General features: G+C 67.1%; 12 protein-coding genes. 5 read left to right on the top strand and 7 right to left on the bottom strand.

All coding sequences use genetic code 11. The features are described from left to right. Positions 1–18 precede the first annotated feature (18 nt). The 4 genes from OVA11_RS11360 to OVA11_RS11345 all read left to right on the top strand — a co-directional run bounded on the left by OVA11_RS11360 (position 19) and on the right by OVA11_RS11345 (position 7,585). Complete coding sequence (locus tag OVA11_RS11360; protein WP_268067491.1) at positions 19–1,602, top strand: AbgT family transporter; 1,584 nt, start codon at positions 19–21, stop codon at positions 1,600–1,602. Between the two features lie 207 nt (positions 1,603–1,809). Continuing rightward, on the top strand, positions 1,810–4,722 hold the full coding sequence (locus OVA11_RS11355) for a TonB-dependent receptor (RefSeq protein WP_268067489.1): 2,913 nt from the start codon (positions 1,810–1,812) through the stop codon (positions 4,720–4,722). Between the two features lie 18 nt (positions 4,723–4,740). Then, positions 4,741–6,675: a CocE/NonD family hydrolase gene (locus tag OVA11_RS11350; RefSeq protein WP_268067487.1), complete on the top strand. Its 1,935-nt coding sequence runs from the start codon at positions 4,741–4,743 to the stop codon at positions 6,673–6,675. A gap of 13 nt (positions 6,676–6,688) precedes the next feature. Next, positions 6,689–7,585 (top strand): LysR family transcriptional regulator, encoded by an 897-nt coding sequence (locus OVA11_RS11345; RefSeq protein ID WP_268067486.1) that lies wholly within the window; start codon positions 6,689–6,691, stop codon positions 7,583–7,585. A gap of 13 nt (positions 7,586–7,598) precedes the next feature. Here the strand turns inward: OVA11_RS11345 and guaA are convergent, their stop codons facing one another. From guaA to OVA11_RS11310, 7 genes are all read right to left on the bottom strand, one after another. After that, on the bottom strand, positions 7,599–9,161 hold the full coding sequence (gene guaA / locus OVA11_RS11340; RefSeq protein ID WP_268067484.1) for a glutamine-hydrolyzing GMP synthase: 1,563 nt from the start codon (positions 9,159–9,161) through the stop codon (positions 7,599–7,601). A gap of 45 nt (positions 9,162–9,206) precedes the next feature. After that, positions 9,207–10,484, bottom strand: a complete 1,278-nt coding sequence (locus OVA11_RS11335) for an RsmB/NOP family class I SAM-dependent RNA methyltransferase (protein WP_268067483.1) — start codon at positions 10,482–10,484, stop codon at positions 9,207–9,209. After that, positions 10,484–10,879, bottom strand: a complete 396-nt coding sequence (locus tag OVA11_RS11330) for an MAPEG family protein (RefSeq protein WP_268067482.1) — start codon at positions 10,877–10,879, stop codon at positions 10,484–10,486. The genes OVA11_RS11335 and OVA11_RS11330 overlap by 1 nt, the downstream gene beginning before the upstream one ends. Before the next feature lie 3 nt (positions 10,880–10,882). Next, positions 10,883–12,346 carry an IMP dehydrogenase gene (guaB, locus tag OVA11_RS11325; protein WP_268067481.1) on the bottom strand — a complete coding sequence of 488 codons (1,464 nt, stop codon included), beginning with the start codon at positions 12,344–12,346 and terminating at the stop codon, positions 10,883–10,885. A gap of 92 nt (positions 12,347–12,438) precedes the next feature. After that, positions 12,439–13,482: a potassium channel family protein gene (locus OVA11_RS11320; RefSeq protein ID WP_268067480.1), complete on the bottom strand. Its 1,044-nt coding sequence runs from the start codon at positions 13,480–13,482 to the stop codon at positions 12,439–12,441. Next, positions 13,479–14,189 (bottom strand): RlmE family RNA methyltransferase, encoded by a 711-nt coding sequence (locus tag OVA11_RS11315; protein ID WP_268067478.1) that lies wholly within the window; start codon positions 14,187–14,189, stop codon positions 13,479–13,481. Before OVA11_RS11315 ends, OVA11_RS11320 begins: the two co-directional genes overlap by 4 nt. Continuing rightward, complete coding sequence (locus tag OVA11_RS11310; RefSeq protein WP_268067477.1) at positions 14,186–15,292, bottom strand: Ppx/GppA phosphatase family protein; 1,107 nt, start codon at positions 15,290–15,292, stop codon at positions 14,186–14,188. The genes OVA11_RS11315 and OVA11_RS11310 overlap by 4 nt, the downstream gene beginning before the upstream one ends. A gap of 161 nt (positions 15,293–15,453) precedes the next feature. On the opposite strand from OVA11_RS11310, the gene hspQ reads away from it, so the two are divergent. Beyond that, positions 15,454–15,783, top strand: a complete 330-nt coding sequence (hspQ, locus tag OVA11_RS11305; protein WP_010919487.1) for a heat shock protein HspQ — start codon at positions 15,454–15,456, stop codon at positions 15,781–15,783. Positions 15,784–15,796: the final 13 nt, after the last annotated feature.

Raw genomic sequence — 15,796 nt, 5'->3', positions numbered from 1 at the left:
ACGCAATGGGGGCCTTGCATGAACGAGAGCATCGAGCCGCAGCGCGCGGGCCAGCGCGGCTGGCGGCGACTGCTGGACCGCATCGAGCGCGTCGGCGACGCCCTGCCCGATCCCGTCTTCATCTTCATCGGTTGCATCGCCGTGTTGATGGTCGGCTCCGTCATCGCCTCCGCGCTGGGCTGGAGCGCGGTGAACCCTGTCACGGGCCAGCACCTGCAGGCCGAAAGCCTGCTCTCCCGCGAGAACCTGGCGAAGCTGTTCGTCGACATGCCCGAGACCATGACCAAGTTTCCGCCGCTCGGGCTGGTTCTGGTGGTCATGCTGGGCGCGGCGGTCGCCGAACGATCCGGCCTGTTCGGCGCGCTGCTGGGCGACGCCATCCGCAAGCTGCCTAAGACGATCCTGAGTCCGGCGATCTTCGTGATCGGGGTCATGTCGCACCATGCGGCCGACGCGGCCTATGTGGTTCTCATCCCGATGGCGGCGCTGATCTACGCCGAGGCCGGACGCCATCCTCTCGCGGGCATCGCCATCGCCTATGCCGGCATATCCGGCGCCTTCGCCGGCAACATGCTGCCCGGCCAGTTCGACGTCTTGATCCTGGGCATTACAGCGCCGGCGGCCCAGTTGATCGATCCGAACTTCGTGATGAACCCGCTCGGAAACTGGTGGTTCACCCTGGCCATCGGAACCCTGTTCACGCCGATCGCGTGGTGGGTCACCGATCGGGTGGTCGAACCGCGGCTGGGCCCGTGGACCCGCGAGGACACCGCCGCCGCAGCGCCAGACCTCGCCCTGGACGAGATCGGCGAGGCGCAGAAGAAGGGCCTTCGCCGCGCGGGCGTGGCCGCCTTGGTGGTGATCGGGTTGTTCGCGGCCCTGACGCTCTGGCCCGGCGCGCCGCTCGTCGATCACGAGGCGGTCGGCCCCAAGCGCATGACGCCCTTCTACCAGTCGCTGATCGCCGCCTTCATGCTGCTGTTCCTGACCACGGGCTGGGCCTACGGCTCGGCGACCGGAACAGTGAAGTCCCACCGCGACATCGTGACGATGATGGCCGAGGGCATGCGGGCCATGGCCCCCTATCTGGTGCTGGCCTTCTTCGCCGCCCATTTCGTGGCGATGTTCGCCTGGTCCAAGATGGGCCCGGTCATGGCGGTACAAGGCGCCGAGGCGTTGCGGGAGCTCGGCCTGCCCAAGCCGCTCCTGCTGCTCTCGCTGTTGATCATGTCGTCGTTCCTGGACCTGCTGATCGGCTCGGCCTCGGCCAAGTGGAGCGCCATGGCGCCGATCGTTGTGCCCATGCTGATGCTGCTGGGCGTCTCGCCCGAGATGACGACGGCCGCCTATCGGATGGGCGATTCGATCTTCAACATCGTCACACCCCTGGCCTCGAACTTTCCGCTGGTCCTGATCCTGGCCCAGAAGTGGCGACCGCGCTTTGGCGTGGGATCCATGGTGGCGTTGATGTTGCCCTACACCATCGGCTTCGCCATCGCCGGCATGGTGCTGGTCCTCACCTGGGTTGGGCTGGGACTTCCGGTCGGGCCAGGCGCGCCGAGCGGCTATGTTACGCCCGCCGCCGCCCAGACCATTCCCTAGCGCCATCAAGCATCATCATCACGCGATGTTCGCCGCCGCCCGCCTCTTGGGCGGCGGCGATGCGCCTTTCGGCGACCAACGGTCCGCGACCATGCCGTCCAGGCATAGGGTGATGCGCCGGACCAATAGCGTTGCGCGCCAAAACACCCCGCCCCTAGGCTTCATCATCCAAGGGGAGCGGGCCGACAGAGCCGCGCCGAGCACACCATGACCAGGGGACTTCATCGTATGCCCGTACTGAACCTGCGCGCGCTTCGCGCCGGAACCGCCTATGCCGCCCTGCTGGCCGGAGCCTTGGCCACGCCGGCCCTGGCGCAGACGGCCACCGCCCCCGCCGCCCAGGCCTCCGACGCGGTTGAGGAGATCATCGTCGTCGGCTCGCGCATCCAGCGCAGGGATGCGGACGGCGTCGGCGTGGTGACCACGATCACCGAACAGGATCTGAAGAACTCCGGCGCCGGATCGGTCGGCGAACTGCTGCAAAAACTGCCGTCCGCCGGGGTCAGCCTCAGCACCAACGGCACGCAAGGCACCTCGTACGGCGCCAGCTCGATCAATCTGCGCTACCTCGGCGGCGCCGAAGGCAGCGGCAATCGGGTGCTCGTCCTGGTCGACGGCCATCGCTGGGTCGACGGCGTGGGTCAGCGCGGCTTCCGCGATTTCGTGGATCTCAACACCATGCCGCTGGGCATGATCGAAGGCATTGAGGTTCTCAAGGACGGCGCCTCGGCCATCTATGGCTCGGACGCCATCGCCGGCGTGGTCAACATCAAGACGGCCCGCGATTTCGACGGCGTGAAGCTGACCGCCAAGTACGGCGCGACCACCCATGGCGACGGCCAGTCCTATTCGACGATGGCCAACTTCGGGAAGCGCTTCGACAAGAGCGCCATCCTGGTCTCGGCCAGCTACGTCAAGGACAAGCCGATCCTGACGACCTCGCGCGATCTGACTCGCGTGACCCTGGTTCCTGTTACAGCCCCGGGCACTAGCCCGAACGGCCTCTACATCCTGCCCGGCCTGTCCAACAACGCCTACTTCGGCACGCCCACGGGCTTTGCCACCTCGGCCAGCCCGGTGGCGTTCACCGCCGGCGCGACGATCGGCTCGGGCGCTCTGGCCGACAACGTCTATCGCACGGCGTCGCTGCCGGCGGACTACTACAACACCCAGGCGCAAGGCATCTACTCGACCGGTCCCAGCGAGCGCTGGGGCGTCTATGCCCGCTGGACCACGGACCTGAGCGACAGCGTCCGCTTCAAGGCCGAGGGCCTGTTCAATCAGCGCAAGTCTGATCAGCTGTTCTCGCCGGTGCTGCTGGATGTCGGCGGCTCGGCCGGGACGATCCGCGGTTTCTCGATTGCGAACAATCAGCCGTTCAATCCGTTCGGCACGGCCAACGGCGTGCCCACCGCCAACGCCCTGGCCTTCGCCGCCAACTCGGCCTGGCGCATCCGCAAGGTGATGACCGAGGTCGGCAATCGCGACAACGTTCAGGACGTCAAGACCTGGCGCATCGCCGGCGGCTTCGACGGCGAGTTGAACCTGTTCGGCCGGGCATGGAGCTGGGACGTCTATGGTCTCTACTCAAAGAACAAGATCGACACCCAGGCGCTGAACGGCGTGAACTACGACCGACTTGCGCTGGGTCTGGGTCCGAACTGCGCAACGACCGCAGGCTGCGTGCCGATCAACCTCTTCTCACCGATGACCGCCAGCCAGGCCGACTACATCCGCTTCACGGCGCGCGAGTCGAACCAGACCGAGATCTACGACTTCACGGCCAACATCACCGGCGAGCTGTTCCAGCTGCCGGCGGGGCCGCTGGCGATCGCGGCCGGCGTCGAGCACCGCAAGAACAAGGCCTCCGACAGCCCCGATCCGTTCGTCAACGCCCTGCCGACCAACATCCCGACCCCGGCGTCGGGCTCAGCGTTCGCCAGCAATACGACGACCACGGCCCAGACCCGGATCGCGACCGTCGGTCAGTACAGCCTGAACGAAATCTACGCCGAGGCGGCGATCCCGCTGCTGAAGGACGTGGCCCTGGCCAAGACGCTGGATATCAGCCTGGCGGCCCGCTACTCGGACTACGACACGGTCGGCGGCGACAGCACGGTCAAGGTCGGCGTCGGCTGGCGTCCGATCGAGGACATCCTGGTGCGCGGCACCTATGCGCAAGGTTTCCGCGCCCCGTCGATCCTGGAGCTGTTCCAGGGCGGACGCCAGACGAGCTTCCAGGGGACCGACCCCTGCAACGGCGGCGCGAGCGCCAACCCCAGCCTGCCGGGCTGCGCGGGCGTGCCGACGGGCTACAATCAGGTCAACTTCAACCTCAATGGCCTGATCCCGGGCACCATCTCGGGCAACACCAAGCTCAAGGCCGAGACCGCCGACACCTACAGCGCGGGCGTCGCCATCAAGCCGCGTTTTGCGCCAGGCCTGAGCCTGACGGTCGACTGGTACGAAATCACCGTGCGCGACGCGATCTCCAGCCAATCGGCAACGCAGATTCTCAACCTCTGCGCCCAGCGCGCCGGGGTGTTCTGCGACCTGGTCAGCCGTGACGCCTCGACCGGCGCGATCACCAACCTGCTGCAAGGGGTGCTGAACCTCGCCGAGATCAAGACCTCGGGCGTGGACACCACGCTGCGCTACGACTTCAGCAACGACGCGGGCAAGTTCGCCGCGGTCGTCGACGCCTCGCACCTGGAGAGCTTCAGGACCACGAGCCCCAACCCGGCCGGTGGCGCGCCCATCGTCGACGAACGCGCGGGCAAGGGCGATCAGCCTCGCTCGACCTATCCGCACTGGAAGGGCCAGGCCTCGTTCAGCTGGACCGGCGGGTCGTGGAACGCGCTGTGGCGCGGCCGCTATATCGGCTCGACCACCGATGTCGTGAACACGGTGAAGGACGCCAAGACCAAGGCGATCTTCTACAACGACCTGGAAGGCGGCTATCAGTTCGAACGCTATGACACCGCCATCAGCGTCGGGATCAGCAACATCTTCGACAAGGCACCGCCCGCGTCCTACGCCAACGCCCCGATCAACTACGACATCTACACCTACGACGCCCGCGGTCGGTACGGATACGTCCGCGTCTCGGCGAAGTTCTAGTCTGGACAGGACGGCGGCTTGCGGGCCGCCGTCCGATCCGGAGGACCGGTCTTGAACCCCGCCCTTTCCATCGATCGCCATGAAGGCCACAGCGCCTTCCAGCCGCCCGACGACGTGCATGTCACGCGCGACGTCATGGTGACCATGCGTGACGGCGTACGCCTGGCCATCGACATCTATCGGCCGGCTGTCGACGGCCAGCCGTTGTCGACGCCGCTGCCCGTGCTCCTGGAGCGCACACCCTATGACAAGCGCGGGACCAATCACGGCGATCGAACCCGCAAGGACCCAATTCCCAAGTCGAAGCCCGAACTGGCGGTCGAGTTCGTCCGGGGCGGCTATGTCGTCGCCATTCAGGACTCCCGCGGGCGCTACGCTTCGGAAGGCGTGTTCGAGAAGTACCTGGGCGAAGGCGCGGATGGCTATGACACCATCGCGTGGCTCGCCGCCCAGCCCTGGTGCGACGGCCGGGTGGCCACCTACGGGCTGTCCTATGGCGCGCACGTCCAGAGCGCGGCTGCCTGCCTGGCCCCGCCCGCGCTGGCGGCGATGTTCCTCGATTCCGGCGGCTTCTCCAGCGCCTATCACTCCGGGATCCGCCAGGGCGGAGCCTTCGAACTGAAGCAGGCGACGTGGGCCTACAAGCACGCACTGCTCAGCCCCGAAACCCAGCGCGATCCTGCCCGTCTCGCCGCCCTGGAGGCGCAGGACCTCAAGGCCTGGTTCAAGCGTATGCCTTGGACGGAAGGCCACTCCCCGCTGAGCGCGGCGCCGGAGTACGAAAAGTACCTGCTGGACCAATGGCGCACCGGCCTCTTTGGCCCCTACTGGACCCAGACCGGCGTCTATGCGCGCGGGGCTTATGACACCTATGCCGACGTGCCGATGGTGCACATGAGCAGCTGGTATGACCCCTATTCCGTCACGGCGACCGAGAACTTTCTGGGCCTTTCGGGTCGCAAGCGTTCGCCGGTGAAGCTGATCCTGGGCCCCTGGACACACGGTCAGCGTTCCGTAACCCACGCGGGGGACGTCGACTTCGGCCCCGAGGCGACGTTGGATGGGGCCTTGGCGAAAGACTATGTGGCCCTCCGCCTCGCCTGGTTCGACGCCTGGCTCAAGCCTGACCAACACGCCAAAGACCCCCTGCCCCCGGTCAAGCTGTTCGTCATGGGCGGCGGCTCTGGCCGCAAGACGCCGGAGGGCCGGCTGGATCATGGCGGCCACTGGCGCGACGAAACGGCATGGCCGCCTCGCGACGCCCGCGTCACCGACTTTTTCCTGTCCGCCGCCGGCGGCCTCTCGACCGCACGAGAGGTCGTCGACGAAGCCTTCCTCGAATACGTGCACGATCCGCTGAACCCCGTCCCCACCATCGGCGGCGCCATAGCCTCCGGCGCCCCGGTGATGGAGCCCGGAGCCTTCGACCAGCGTGAAGGGCCCCACATCTTCGGCTGCCTGCCGCCCTATCGCGCGCTTCGGGATCGCGAGGACGTCCTTGTGTTCGAAACACCGCCGCTGGAGACCGATGTTGAGGTTATTGGCCCGATCCGGGCGCGCCTCTTCGTCAGCTCGGATGGGGTCGACACGGACTTCACCGTCAAGCTGATCGACGTCCATCCGCCCTCCGAGGACTATCCCGACGGGTTCGCGATGAACCTCACGCATGGGATCCTCCGCGCCCGCTATCGGGAGCGCTTCGATTGGGAGGCCTGGATGACCCCGGGGGAGGTCTGTTTCGTCGAGATCGAAGCGTTCCCCACGGCCAATCGTTTCCTGAAAGGCCACCGCATCCGACTGGACATCTCGTCGAGCAACTTCCCCCACTTCGACGTCAACCCGAACACAAACGAGCCCGAAGGTTACGGCTTCACTCCCCGTCGCGCGAAAAATCGGGTCTATATGGACGCCCAGCGGCCCTCGCGCCTGCTGCTGCCGATCGTTACGCGCTGATCCGAGGGCCTGGATGAAGCTGAACCTGCGGAGCCTGGAGGCCTTTCGGGAGACCATGCTGAGCGGTTCGGCCACGGCCGCCGCCGGCCGCATGAGGCTGACCCAGCCTGCGGTGAGCCGGCTGATCGCCCAGCTGGAACAGGAGGTCGGTTTCGAACTCTTCTATCGCGAGCGCGGGCGCCTTAGCCCGACGCCTGAGGCGCTGATCATCTATGACGAGATCGATCTGGCGTTCGGCGGCTTGGAGCGGGTCGACGCTCTGGCGCGCGACATCGCCGCATTCAATACCGGCCTGCTAAAAATCGTGGCGCCGCCCAGCCTGTCCGAAAGCGTGCTGTCGACCATCCTGCCGCGCTTCATGGCCCGGTTTCCCAAGGTGCGGATCGCCATCGAGTCGCGCAGCACCGAGACCGCCCGCGCCATGGTCGCCAACCGCACCGTCGACTGCGGGTTTGTGAAGTTGCCGCTCGATCGCAGCGACATCTCCACGGTCACGCTGTCGACCAGCGAGACGGTGTGTGTGCTGCCTGACAACCACCCGCTGGCGTCGCACGCGGTGCTGACGCCCGAATTGTTGCGCGGCGAACCCTTGGTGCTGCTGGGCGCTGGCACCTGGACCCGGCGCCAGATCGACGACGCCTTCCGTGAACGCGGGGTACGGCCGGACGTCCGGGTCGAGACCCACACCGTCGGCTCAGCCTGCGCGCTGGCGGCGGGCGGCTTGGGCGTCGCGGTCGTCAACGCTCTGTTGGCCGACAACTTCGCACGCCCAGGCGTCGCGATCCGCGTTTTCCGCCCCCAGATCCTCCACGAGTACGCGTTCATGACGTCGGCGCTGGCGCCGATGAACCGACTGGCGGCGGCCTTCCTGGAAGAGGCCCAGAGCTTCTTCGGCGCACAAGCGCGCTAGTCGCGCGCCCTCGTCACTCCCACTCGATCGTGCCGGGCGGCTTGCTGGTGACGTCATAGACGACGCGGTTCACGCCCCGGACCTCGTTAATGATCCGCGTGGCGGTCTTGCCGAGCACAGCCCATGGGAACTCAAAGAAGTCGGCGGTCATGCCGTCGGTCGAGGTGACCGCACGCAGGGCCAGGACGTTCTCGTAGGTGCGCGCATCGCCCATCACGCCCACCGTCTTCACGGGCAGCAGCACGGCGAAGGCCTGCCAGATCTGGTCGTACAGACCGGCGTTACGGATCTCTTCCAGATAGATGGCGTCGGCGTCCTGCAGGACCTTGACCTTCTCGGGCGTGATCTCGCCCGGGATGCGGATGGCCAGACCCGGGCCGGGGAACGGATGGCGACCTACGAAGGCCGGGGCCAGACCCAGCTCGACGCCCAGGGCGCGGACCTCGTCCTTGAACAGCTCGCGCAGCGGCTCGACCAGCTTCAGCTTCATGTAGTCGGGCAGGCCGCCGACATTGTGGTGGCTCTTGATCACCGCCGAGGGGCCGCCGCGCGCCGAGACGCTCTCTACGACATCCGGATAGAGCGTGCCCTGGGCAAGGAATTCTGCGCCGTCGATCTTGGCGGCTTCCTTGTCGAACACGTCGATGAACAGGCGGCCGATGGTCTTGCGCTTGGTCTCCGGATCGCTGACGCCGGCCAGCTCGCCCAGGAACAGGTCGCCGGCGTCCACGTGGACCAGCGGGATGTTGTAGTGGTCGCGGAACAGGGTCACGACCTGGTCGGCCTCGTTCTTGCGCAAGAGGCCGGTGTCGACGAACACGCAGGTCAGCTGGTCGCCGATCGCCTCGTGGATCAGCACAGCGGCCACAGAGCTGTCGACGCCGCCCGACAGGCCGCAGATCACCTTGCCGTCGCCAACCTGGTCACGGATCTTCTGAACCATTTCCTGGCGGAACGCCGCCATGGTCCAGTCGCCCTTCAAGCCCGCGATGTTGAACAGGAAGTTGCGGTACATCGCCGGTCCGTTGACCGTGTGATAGACCTCGGGGTGGAACTGCAGAGCGTAGATCTTCTTGGCGTCATTGGCGATCGCCGCGAACGGCGCGCCGGTCGACGTGCCGATCACCTCGAAGCCTTCCGGGATCGCCGTGACGCGATCGCCGTGGCTCATCCAGACCGTCTCGACGCCGCCGACGCCGGCCAGGTCTTGGAACATCGGGCTATCCTTGCCGATGGTCAGTTCGGCGCGGCCGAACTCGCCCGCGTGACCGCCCTCGACCTTGCCGCCCAGCACGTCGCACAGCAGTTGCTGGCCGTAGCAGATGGCCAGCAGCGGCAGGCCCAGATCGAACAGCTTGCGACCGATGCGAGGGCTGTCGGCCTCCAGCACGCTGGCCGGACCACCCGACAGGATGATCGCCGAGGGGGCGTACTCGTCGACGATGGCCTCGGCCTTGTCGAACGGATGGATCTCGCAATAGACGCCGGCCTCACGCACGCGGCGGGCGATCAGCTGAGTGACCTGGCTGCCGAAGTCGACGATCAGGACGCGCTGGTGGTCGGTTTTCTGAGTCATGGGCGAGGTCTCCAGCGGTCGGGCCCAAGAGGGCTGATCTATCGGTCAGGGCGTATAGGAAGCGCGTTGCAGCACGGCGGCGAAGAAGCCGTCCGTGCCCGCGCGATGGGGCGTCAGGCGCAGATAGCCTTCCGGAGTCACATGGGTGACCCCGGCCAGGGTGATCGGCTTGACGGTGAATTCGGGGTGGCGCTCGAGGAAGGCCGCGACGCGGTCCTCGTTCTCCTCGGTCAGCAGCGAACAGGTCACATAGATCATGCGACCGCCGGCCTTCACGAAGGTCGCGGCGTCCTCCAGCACGCTGTCCTGCTCGATCTGGCGCTTGGCCAGCTGGTCGGGCGACAAACGCCACTTGGCGTCGGGGTGGCGACGCCAGGTGCCCGCGCCGGTGCAGGGGGCGTCGACGAAGACGACGTCGATCTTGCCTTCCAGGCCCTTCAGAGGCGTGGCCTCGATCGGCGAGCGGATCTGCAGGTTGCGAACCCCCGCCCGTTGGCCGCGACGGATGGTGTCGGCCAAGCGTCGGGCGTCGCTGTCGTGGGCGAAGATCTGGCCGCTGTTGCCCATGGCGGCCGCCAGGGCCAGGGTCTTGCCGCCCCCGCCGGCGCAAAAGTCGAGAACCTGCTTGCCCTTCACATCGCCTGCCACGGCGGCGGCGATCTGGGAGCCCAGGTCCTGCACCTCGAACCAGCCCTTCGAGAAGGCGGGCACGGCCTCCACCGACGGCGTGCGATCGGCGGCGGCGGGCGCGGGAATGCGGAAGGCGGTCGGCAAGACGCCGGCCGGCGCGGCGTCGATCAGGGCCAGAGCCTTGGCGCAGCGCTCGACATCGGTCTTCAGCGTATTGACCCGCAGATCGACCGGCGCGCGCTCCGAAAGCGCCCGCATCTCGGCGGCCTGGTCAGGACCCAGGGCGCGCGCCAGATGCGGCTCCAGCCAGTCCGGATAGTCACCCGCCACGGGCGCCGGCGCGCCCTCGGTGGAAATCGGAGCGGTCAGACGCTCGCGCTCGACATCCGTCAGGGCGCCGAAGCCGTGCTCCTCCGCAGCGGCCTCGGCGATGCGCTCGAGCGGCCACTTCCAGACAAAGGCCAGCACGCCTAGCATGACGCCGCGCGCCGTACTGTCGGCCATCATCCAGCCGAGCGAGCGCTTGCGGCGCAGGCCGTCCAGGACCAGCCCCGAGACGAACGCCCGGTCCTTGGACCCGGCGTAGCGCGCGGTCTCGCCCCAGCGCTTCAGCGCCATCTTCACTGGAAAATGCCGCGCCTCGATCTCGGTGAGAACCTCGATCGCCGCTGAAACCCGTCCTCCGTCTCGCATCAGACCACCAGGGCCGCGAGCAGCATCAGAATCCCGACCATCGACGCCAGCCAGACCAGGCTGCGGACATAGGGCACGCCGAATGCATAGAGGGGCAGATAGGCCGCGCGGGCGGCGACATACAGCGCCGCGCCATAGACCGTCAGATCACCCAGGCGACCGCCGAGGTAGTCGATGATCACCAAGGCCACGAAGAACGGGAAGGTCTCGCGGAAATTGGCGAAGGCCCGCGTGAGCCGACCGGCCATGCCGGTCAGCTCGATCGTCTCGTCGCGGGGACCGACATTCCACTTCAAGCCGCGCTGCGGCTGGGCGGCGGCCGACGCCCAGAGCAGGTTAAGGATCCCGATGGCGACCGCCACGGCGATCATCTGCAGCTCGAAGGCCATCCGCATCGGTTAGACCGCGCTCGGATAGTTAGGCGCCTCGCGTGTGATCATCACGTCGTGGACGTGGCTTTCCCGCAGGCCCGCGCCCGTGATGCGCACGAACCTGGCGCGCTTCTGCAGCTCGGGGATGGTCGGCGCGCCGAGATAGCCCATGGCCGCCCGCAGGCCGCCGACCAGCTGGTGCAGCACCGGCGAGATCGGCCCCTTGAAGGGCGTCTGGCCCTCGATGCCTTCCGGCACGAGCTTGAAGTTGTCGGTGACTTCCTTCTGGAAGTAGCGATCGGCCGAGCCACGCGCCATAGCGCCCACCGAGCCCATGCCGCGATAGCTCTTGTACGAGCGCCCTTGGTACAGGAACACCTCGCCCGGCGCCTCTTCGGTGCCGGCGAACATGGAACCCATCATGGCGGTCGAGGCGCCGGCGGCGATGGCCTTGGCCAGGTCGCCCGAGTACTTGATGCCGCCGTCGGCGATGACCGGCGTGTTGCTGTCCTTGGCGGCGCGGACGGCCTCCATGATCGCGGTCAGCTGCGGCACGCCCACGCCCGCGACGATGCGGGTGGTGCAGATCGAGCCAGGACCGATACCAACCTTCACCGCATCGGCGCCGGCGTCGATCAGGGCGCGCGCGGCGTCGTAGGTGGCGATGTTGCCGGCGACGATCTGGACGCGATTGGCTTCACGCTTCAGGCGGGTCACGGCGGCGGCGACCTGGCTGGAGTGGCCGTGCGCCGTGTCGATGACGACGACGTCGACGCCGGCGTCCACCAGCGCCATCGAGCGTTCGAAGCCCGCGTCGCCGACGGTCGAGGCCGCGCCGACCAGCAGGCGGCCCTTGTCGTCCTTGGCGGCCAGCGGATGGGCCTGGGCCTTCTCGATGTCCTTGACGGTGATCAGGCCGACGGCGCGGTAGGCGTCGTCGACGACGATCAGGCGCTCGATCTTGTGCTTGCGCAGCAGTTCGCGCGCTTCGCGGTGATCCACGCCTTCCGAGACGGTGATCAGGTTCTCGCGGGTCATCAGCTGCGAGGCCGGGACGTTGGCGTCGCCTTCGAAGCGCATGTCGCGGTTCGTGAGAATGCCGACCAGCTTGCCCGAACCGCGCTCGACCACCGGGAAGCCCGAGATCTTGCGGCGGGCCTTGATCTCGCGGATCTCGGCCAGGGTCGTGTCGGGGTGGATGGTCAGCGGATTGATGACCATGCCGCTTTCGTAGCGCTTGACCTCGCGCACCTGGTCGGCCTGCTCCTCATTGGTGAGGTTACGGTGCAGGACGCCCATGCCGCCGGCCTGGGCCATGGCGATGGCCAGGCGGCTTTCCGTCACCGTGTCCATGGCGGCGGACACGAGCGGAATGTTCAGACTGATTTCACGCGTGAACCGGGTCTCGGTCGTCACCTGGGTGGGCATGACGTCGGACGCTGCGGGTTCGAGCAAAACGTCGTCGAAGGTGAGCCCTTCGCGAATCTCCATCGGAGTCTCCATTTTGCGGCGCGGATATAGCCGCGAGGCCGACCGTTGTCGACCCGCCACGTCGCCGATTTGGAGATGAATCTTCCCCGGCGTCAGTCGGTGATGGCGTCCAGGCCCAGCCGCCCCAACTTGGAAAGGACCGCCAGACCGTCTCCGGCGCTGATGAGCTCATCCGCCTTGGGCTTTTCGATCAAGGTCCCGTTGGCGCGTTCGATGCGCACGACCAATACGCCGCCTCGCCGTTCAAAGTCGCCGACCGTGACCCGTCGCGCGGCGAAGGAGGCCGGCGCGGTGACCAATCCAAGGTCCAATCCCAACTGCGCCAAGGCCTCGCTCTGCTGGGCGGCCGGCGCGCGGGCTTCCTTCAGGAAGCCGGCGAGGCGCGGATAAAGGATCATCTCGGCGATGCGCTCGGCGCCGATATGGGCCGGCATCACCACCTTGTCGGCGCCGGCCTGAACCAGCTTTCGCTCGGTCGTGGGTCGCTCGCCCCGCGCGATGATCTCGATCGTCGGATTGAGGCTGCGCGCCGACAGGGTGATGAAGACGTTGGCCGCGTCATCCGGCAGCACGGTGGCCAGCACCTTGGCCCGCTCGACATGCATGGCCCGCAGCACGTCCTCGTCGGTGGCGTCGGCGTGCCGGCAGAGGTAGCCAAGCTCCCGCGCCTCGTCGCATCGCGCCTCATCACGCTCGACCACGACGAAGCGCTCTCCGGCGGCGGCAAGCTCGCTGGCGAGCATCAGCCCGATACGGCCGAAACCGCAGATCACGATGTGCCCGTCGAGTTTCTCGATGTCCCGTTCCACGCGTTTTCCGAAGAAGTGTTCCAACTGAGACTGGGTCAGCGCCTGCACCAGCGCGCCGGTGACGATGATGACGCCGGTGCACCCGAACACCATCGTGGCCATCGTGACGGCGCGCAAGTCGTCGGTGTCGACGGGGCGAACTTCGCCATAGCCCACCGTGAAGATGGTCAGGGTGACCATGTAGAGCGCGTCGCCGAACGACCAGCCGGCGCGCATATAGGCCAGAACCGCCGTGCCCGCGACGGCGAGAACGAACGCCACGGCGAAGGCCAGGTTGCGGAAGGGCCGCGCGATCAGCCCGCCGATCACGCGCTCCCCTTGCCTCACCGCCCTTTAAATCCCGTCGCGACCAGGAAGACCTCCGAGCTGTCCTGCCGGCTGGCCTTGGGCTTGAAGTGCTGGACCTTGTCGAAATGGCGCTTGAGCTTGCCGATGATCTCGGCCGTCTCGCCGCCCTGGAACGCCTTGGCGACGAACGCGCCGCCGGGCTTCAAGACATCGATGGCGAACTCGGCGGCGATCTCGATCAGGCCGACGATCCGCAGGTGGTCGGTCTCGCGGTGGCCCACGGTGTTGGGCGCCATGTCGGACATGACGAGATCAGGTTCGCCGCCCAGCAACTCCAGAAGCTTCGCGGGCGCGCCGTCGGCGGTGAAGTCCATCTCCAGCAGGTGAGCGGGCGCCACGGGGTCGACCGGCAGGAGGTCGATCCCCGCCAGGGTCGTCACGCCGCGTTCGACGGCGATCTGCAGCCAGCCGCCCGGCGCGCAACCCAGGTCGATGACCTTCGCGCCCTTGCGGAAGAAGTGAAACTTGTCGTCGATCTCGCTGATCTTGAACGCCGCTCGGCTGCGATAGCCCAGCGCCCGGGCCTTGGCCGAGAACGGGTCATTGATCTGGCGCTCCAGCCAGGCCTGCTGGCTGGGGGTGCGGCCGTAGGCGGTCTTCAGGCGCGCGGGCTTGCCGCGTCCGCCTTCATTGCCGCCGGCCGGCGGCTTGACCATGCGCTTGCGGGGCGGCTCTTCGTCACTCATGCGGCTTCAGACTTCTTGGAGGCGCCGCCGCGACGACGCCGACGAGGGCGCCGCTGCTGATCGGACATCAGGGACAACAACAGCCCCTCTCTAAGCCCTCGATCGGCCACACGCACGCGCGAACATGGCCAGAGCTCCTGCACGGCCTGAAGGATCGCCGCGCCGGCCAATACGAGGTCCGCGCGGTCGGCCCCGATGCAGGGCTCCGCCGCGCGCTCCGACGAGGTCAGGGCCAGCAAGCGATCCGCCGCCGCGTCACAGTCCGTCCGGTTCATCCAGAGTCCGTCGACCACGTTACGGTCATAGCGCGCCAAGCCCAGGTGCAGGCCCGCGAGGCTGGTGATGGCGCCGGACGTCCCGACCAGATGCGCCCTGCCCTCCGCGAAGACCTTCCGCATCGGCTCAGCGTGCGGGAAGGTCTCGATCCGGGCCTTCACGTCATCGACCATGGCGCGGAACCAGACGGGGTTGGCCTGCTCGCCCTCCGGAAAGCGCTCGGCCAGGGTCACCACACCGACGGGGATCGACAGCCAGGCCTTGATCGGCAGCTTCCAGGCCGCGAACTGACGGGGCTTGGCGTCGAGGCCACCGCCCTTCAGGTCCACCCAGGACAGCTCCGTCGAGCCGCCGCCGACATCGACGACCAACGCCGCGTCCTGCTGGCGATCAAACAGGCTCATACACCCGGCGACGGATAGCTGGGCCTCCTCGCGCGGGCTGATGATCTGCAGCTTAAGCCCAGTTTCCTCGTGAACCCGTCGCACGAAGTCAGGGCCGTTGGTCGCGCCGCGACAGGCCTGGGTCGCCACCGCCTTGACGCGGATCGCCTTACGGCGACGGATCTTCTCGGCGCAGACCTTCAGCGCCGCCAGCGAGCGCTCCATGGCGGCGTCCGACAGCTGGCCGCTCTGCGACAGCCCCTCGCCCAGACGCACGATGCGGGAATACGCCTCGACCACGCGGAATCCGCGCGGGCTCGGCGTGGCCACCAAAAGGCGGCAGTTGTTGGTCCCCAGATCGAGCGCCGCATAGCACGACGTCTCCTCCGGCGACCGCCGGCGCCGCCCACTCGGCGCGCCGGGCGCGCGCGGCGCCTCCGACATGGTCCTAACCACCTGTCTCGCAGGCGTCGCGAACAGCTGCGACGCCTCATTTCGAGTCGACCATAGCATGTGACTCGCCCGTCGGAAGGCGCCGCCTTGATATCCGTGTCCCGACATTTACGTTCAGGAATCAGTCAGGTGCGGCTGTTATTCTGAGCGCCATGAATTCTCGTCTCGCCAAATTCGCGATCGGACAGGTCGTCAGGCACCGGATCTTCCCCTTCAGAGGGGTGGTGTTCGACGTCGATCCGGTTTTCGCCAACACCGAGGAATGGTGGCAGTCCATCCCGGAGGATATCCGGCCGACCAAGGACCAGCCGTTCTATCATCTGTTGGCCGAGAACGAGGACAACAGCTACGTGGCCTATGTCTCGGAACAGAACCTGCTGCCCGACGACAGCGGCGAGCCCATCGGGCATCCGCAGACGGCGGTGATCTTCGAGTCGTTCGATCACGGGCTCTACAAGCTGCGTCCGCGAATCTCGCACTGACACAAGGCGGCCA

The sequence above is a fragment of the Caulobacter sp. SL161 genome, from assembly GCF_026672375.1.
Classification (GTDB): domain Bacteria; phylum Pseudomonadota; class Alphaproteobacteria; order Caulobacterales; family Caulobacteraceae; genus Caulobacter.
The sequence above is the reverse complement of the archived record's forward strand: the minus strand, read 5'-3'. Positions and strand labels throughout refer to the sequence as shown.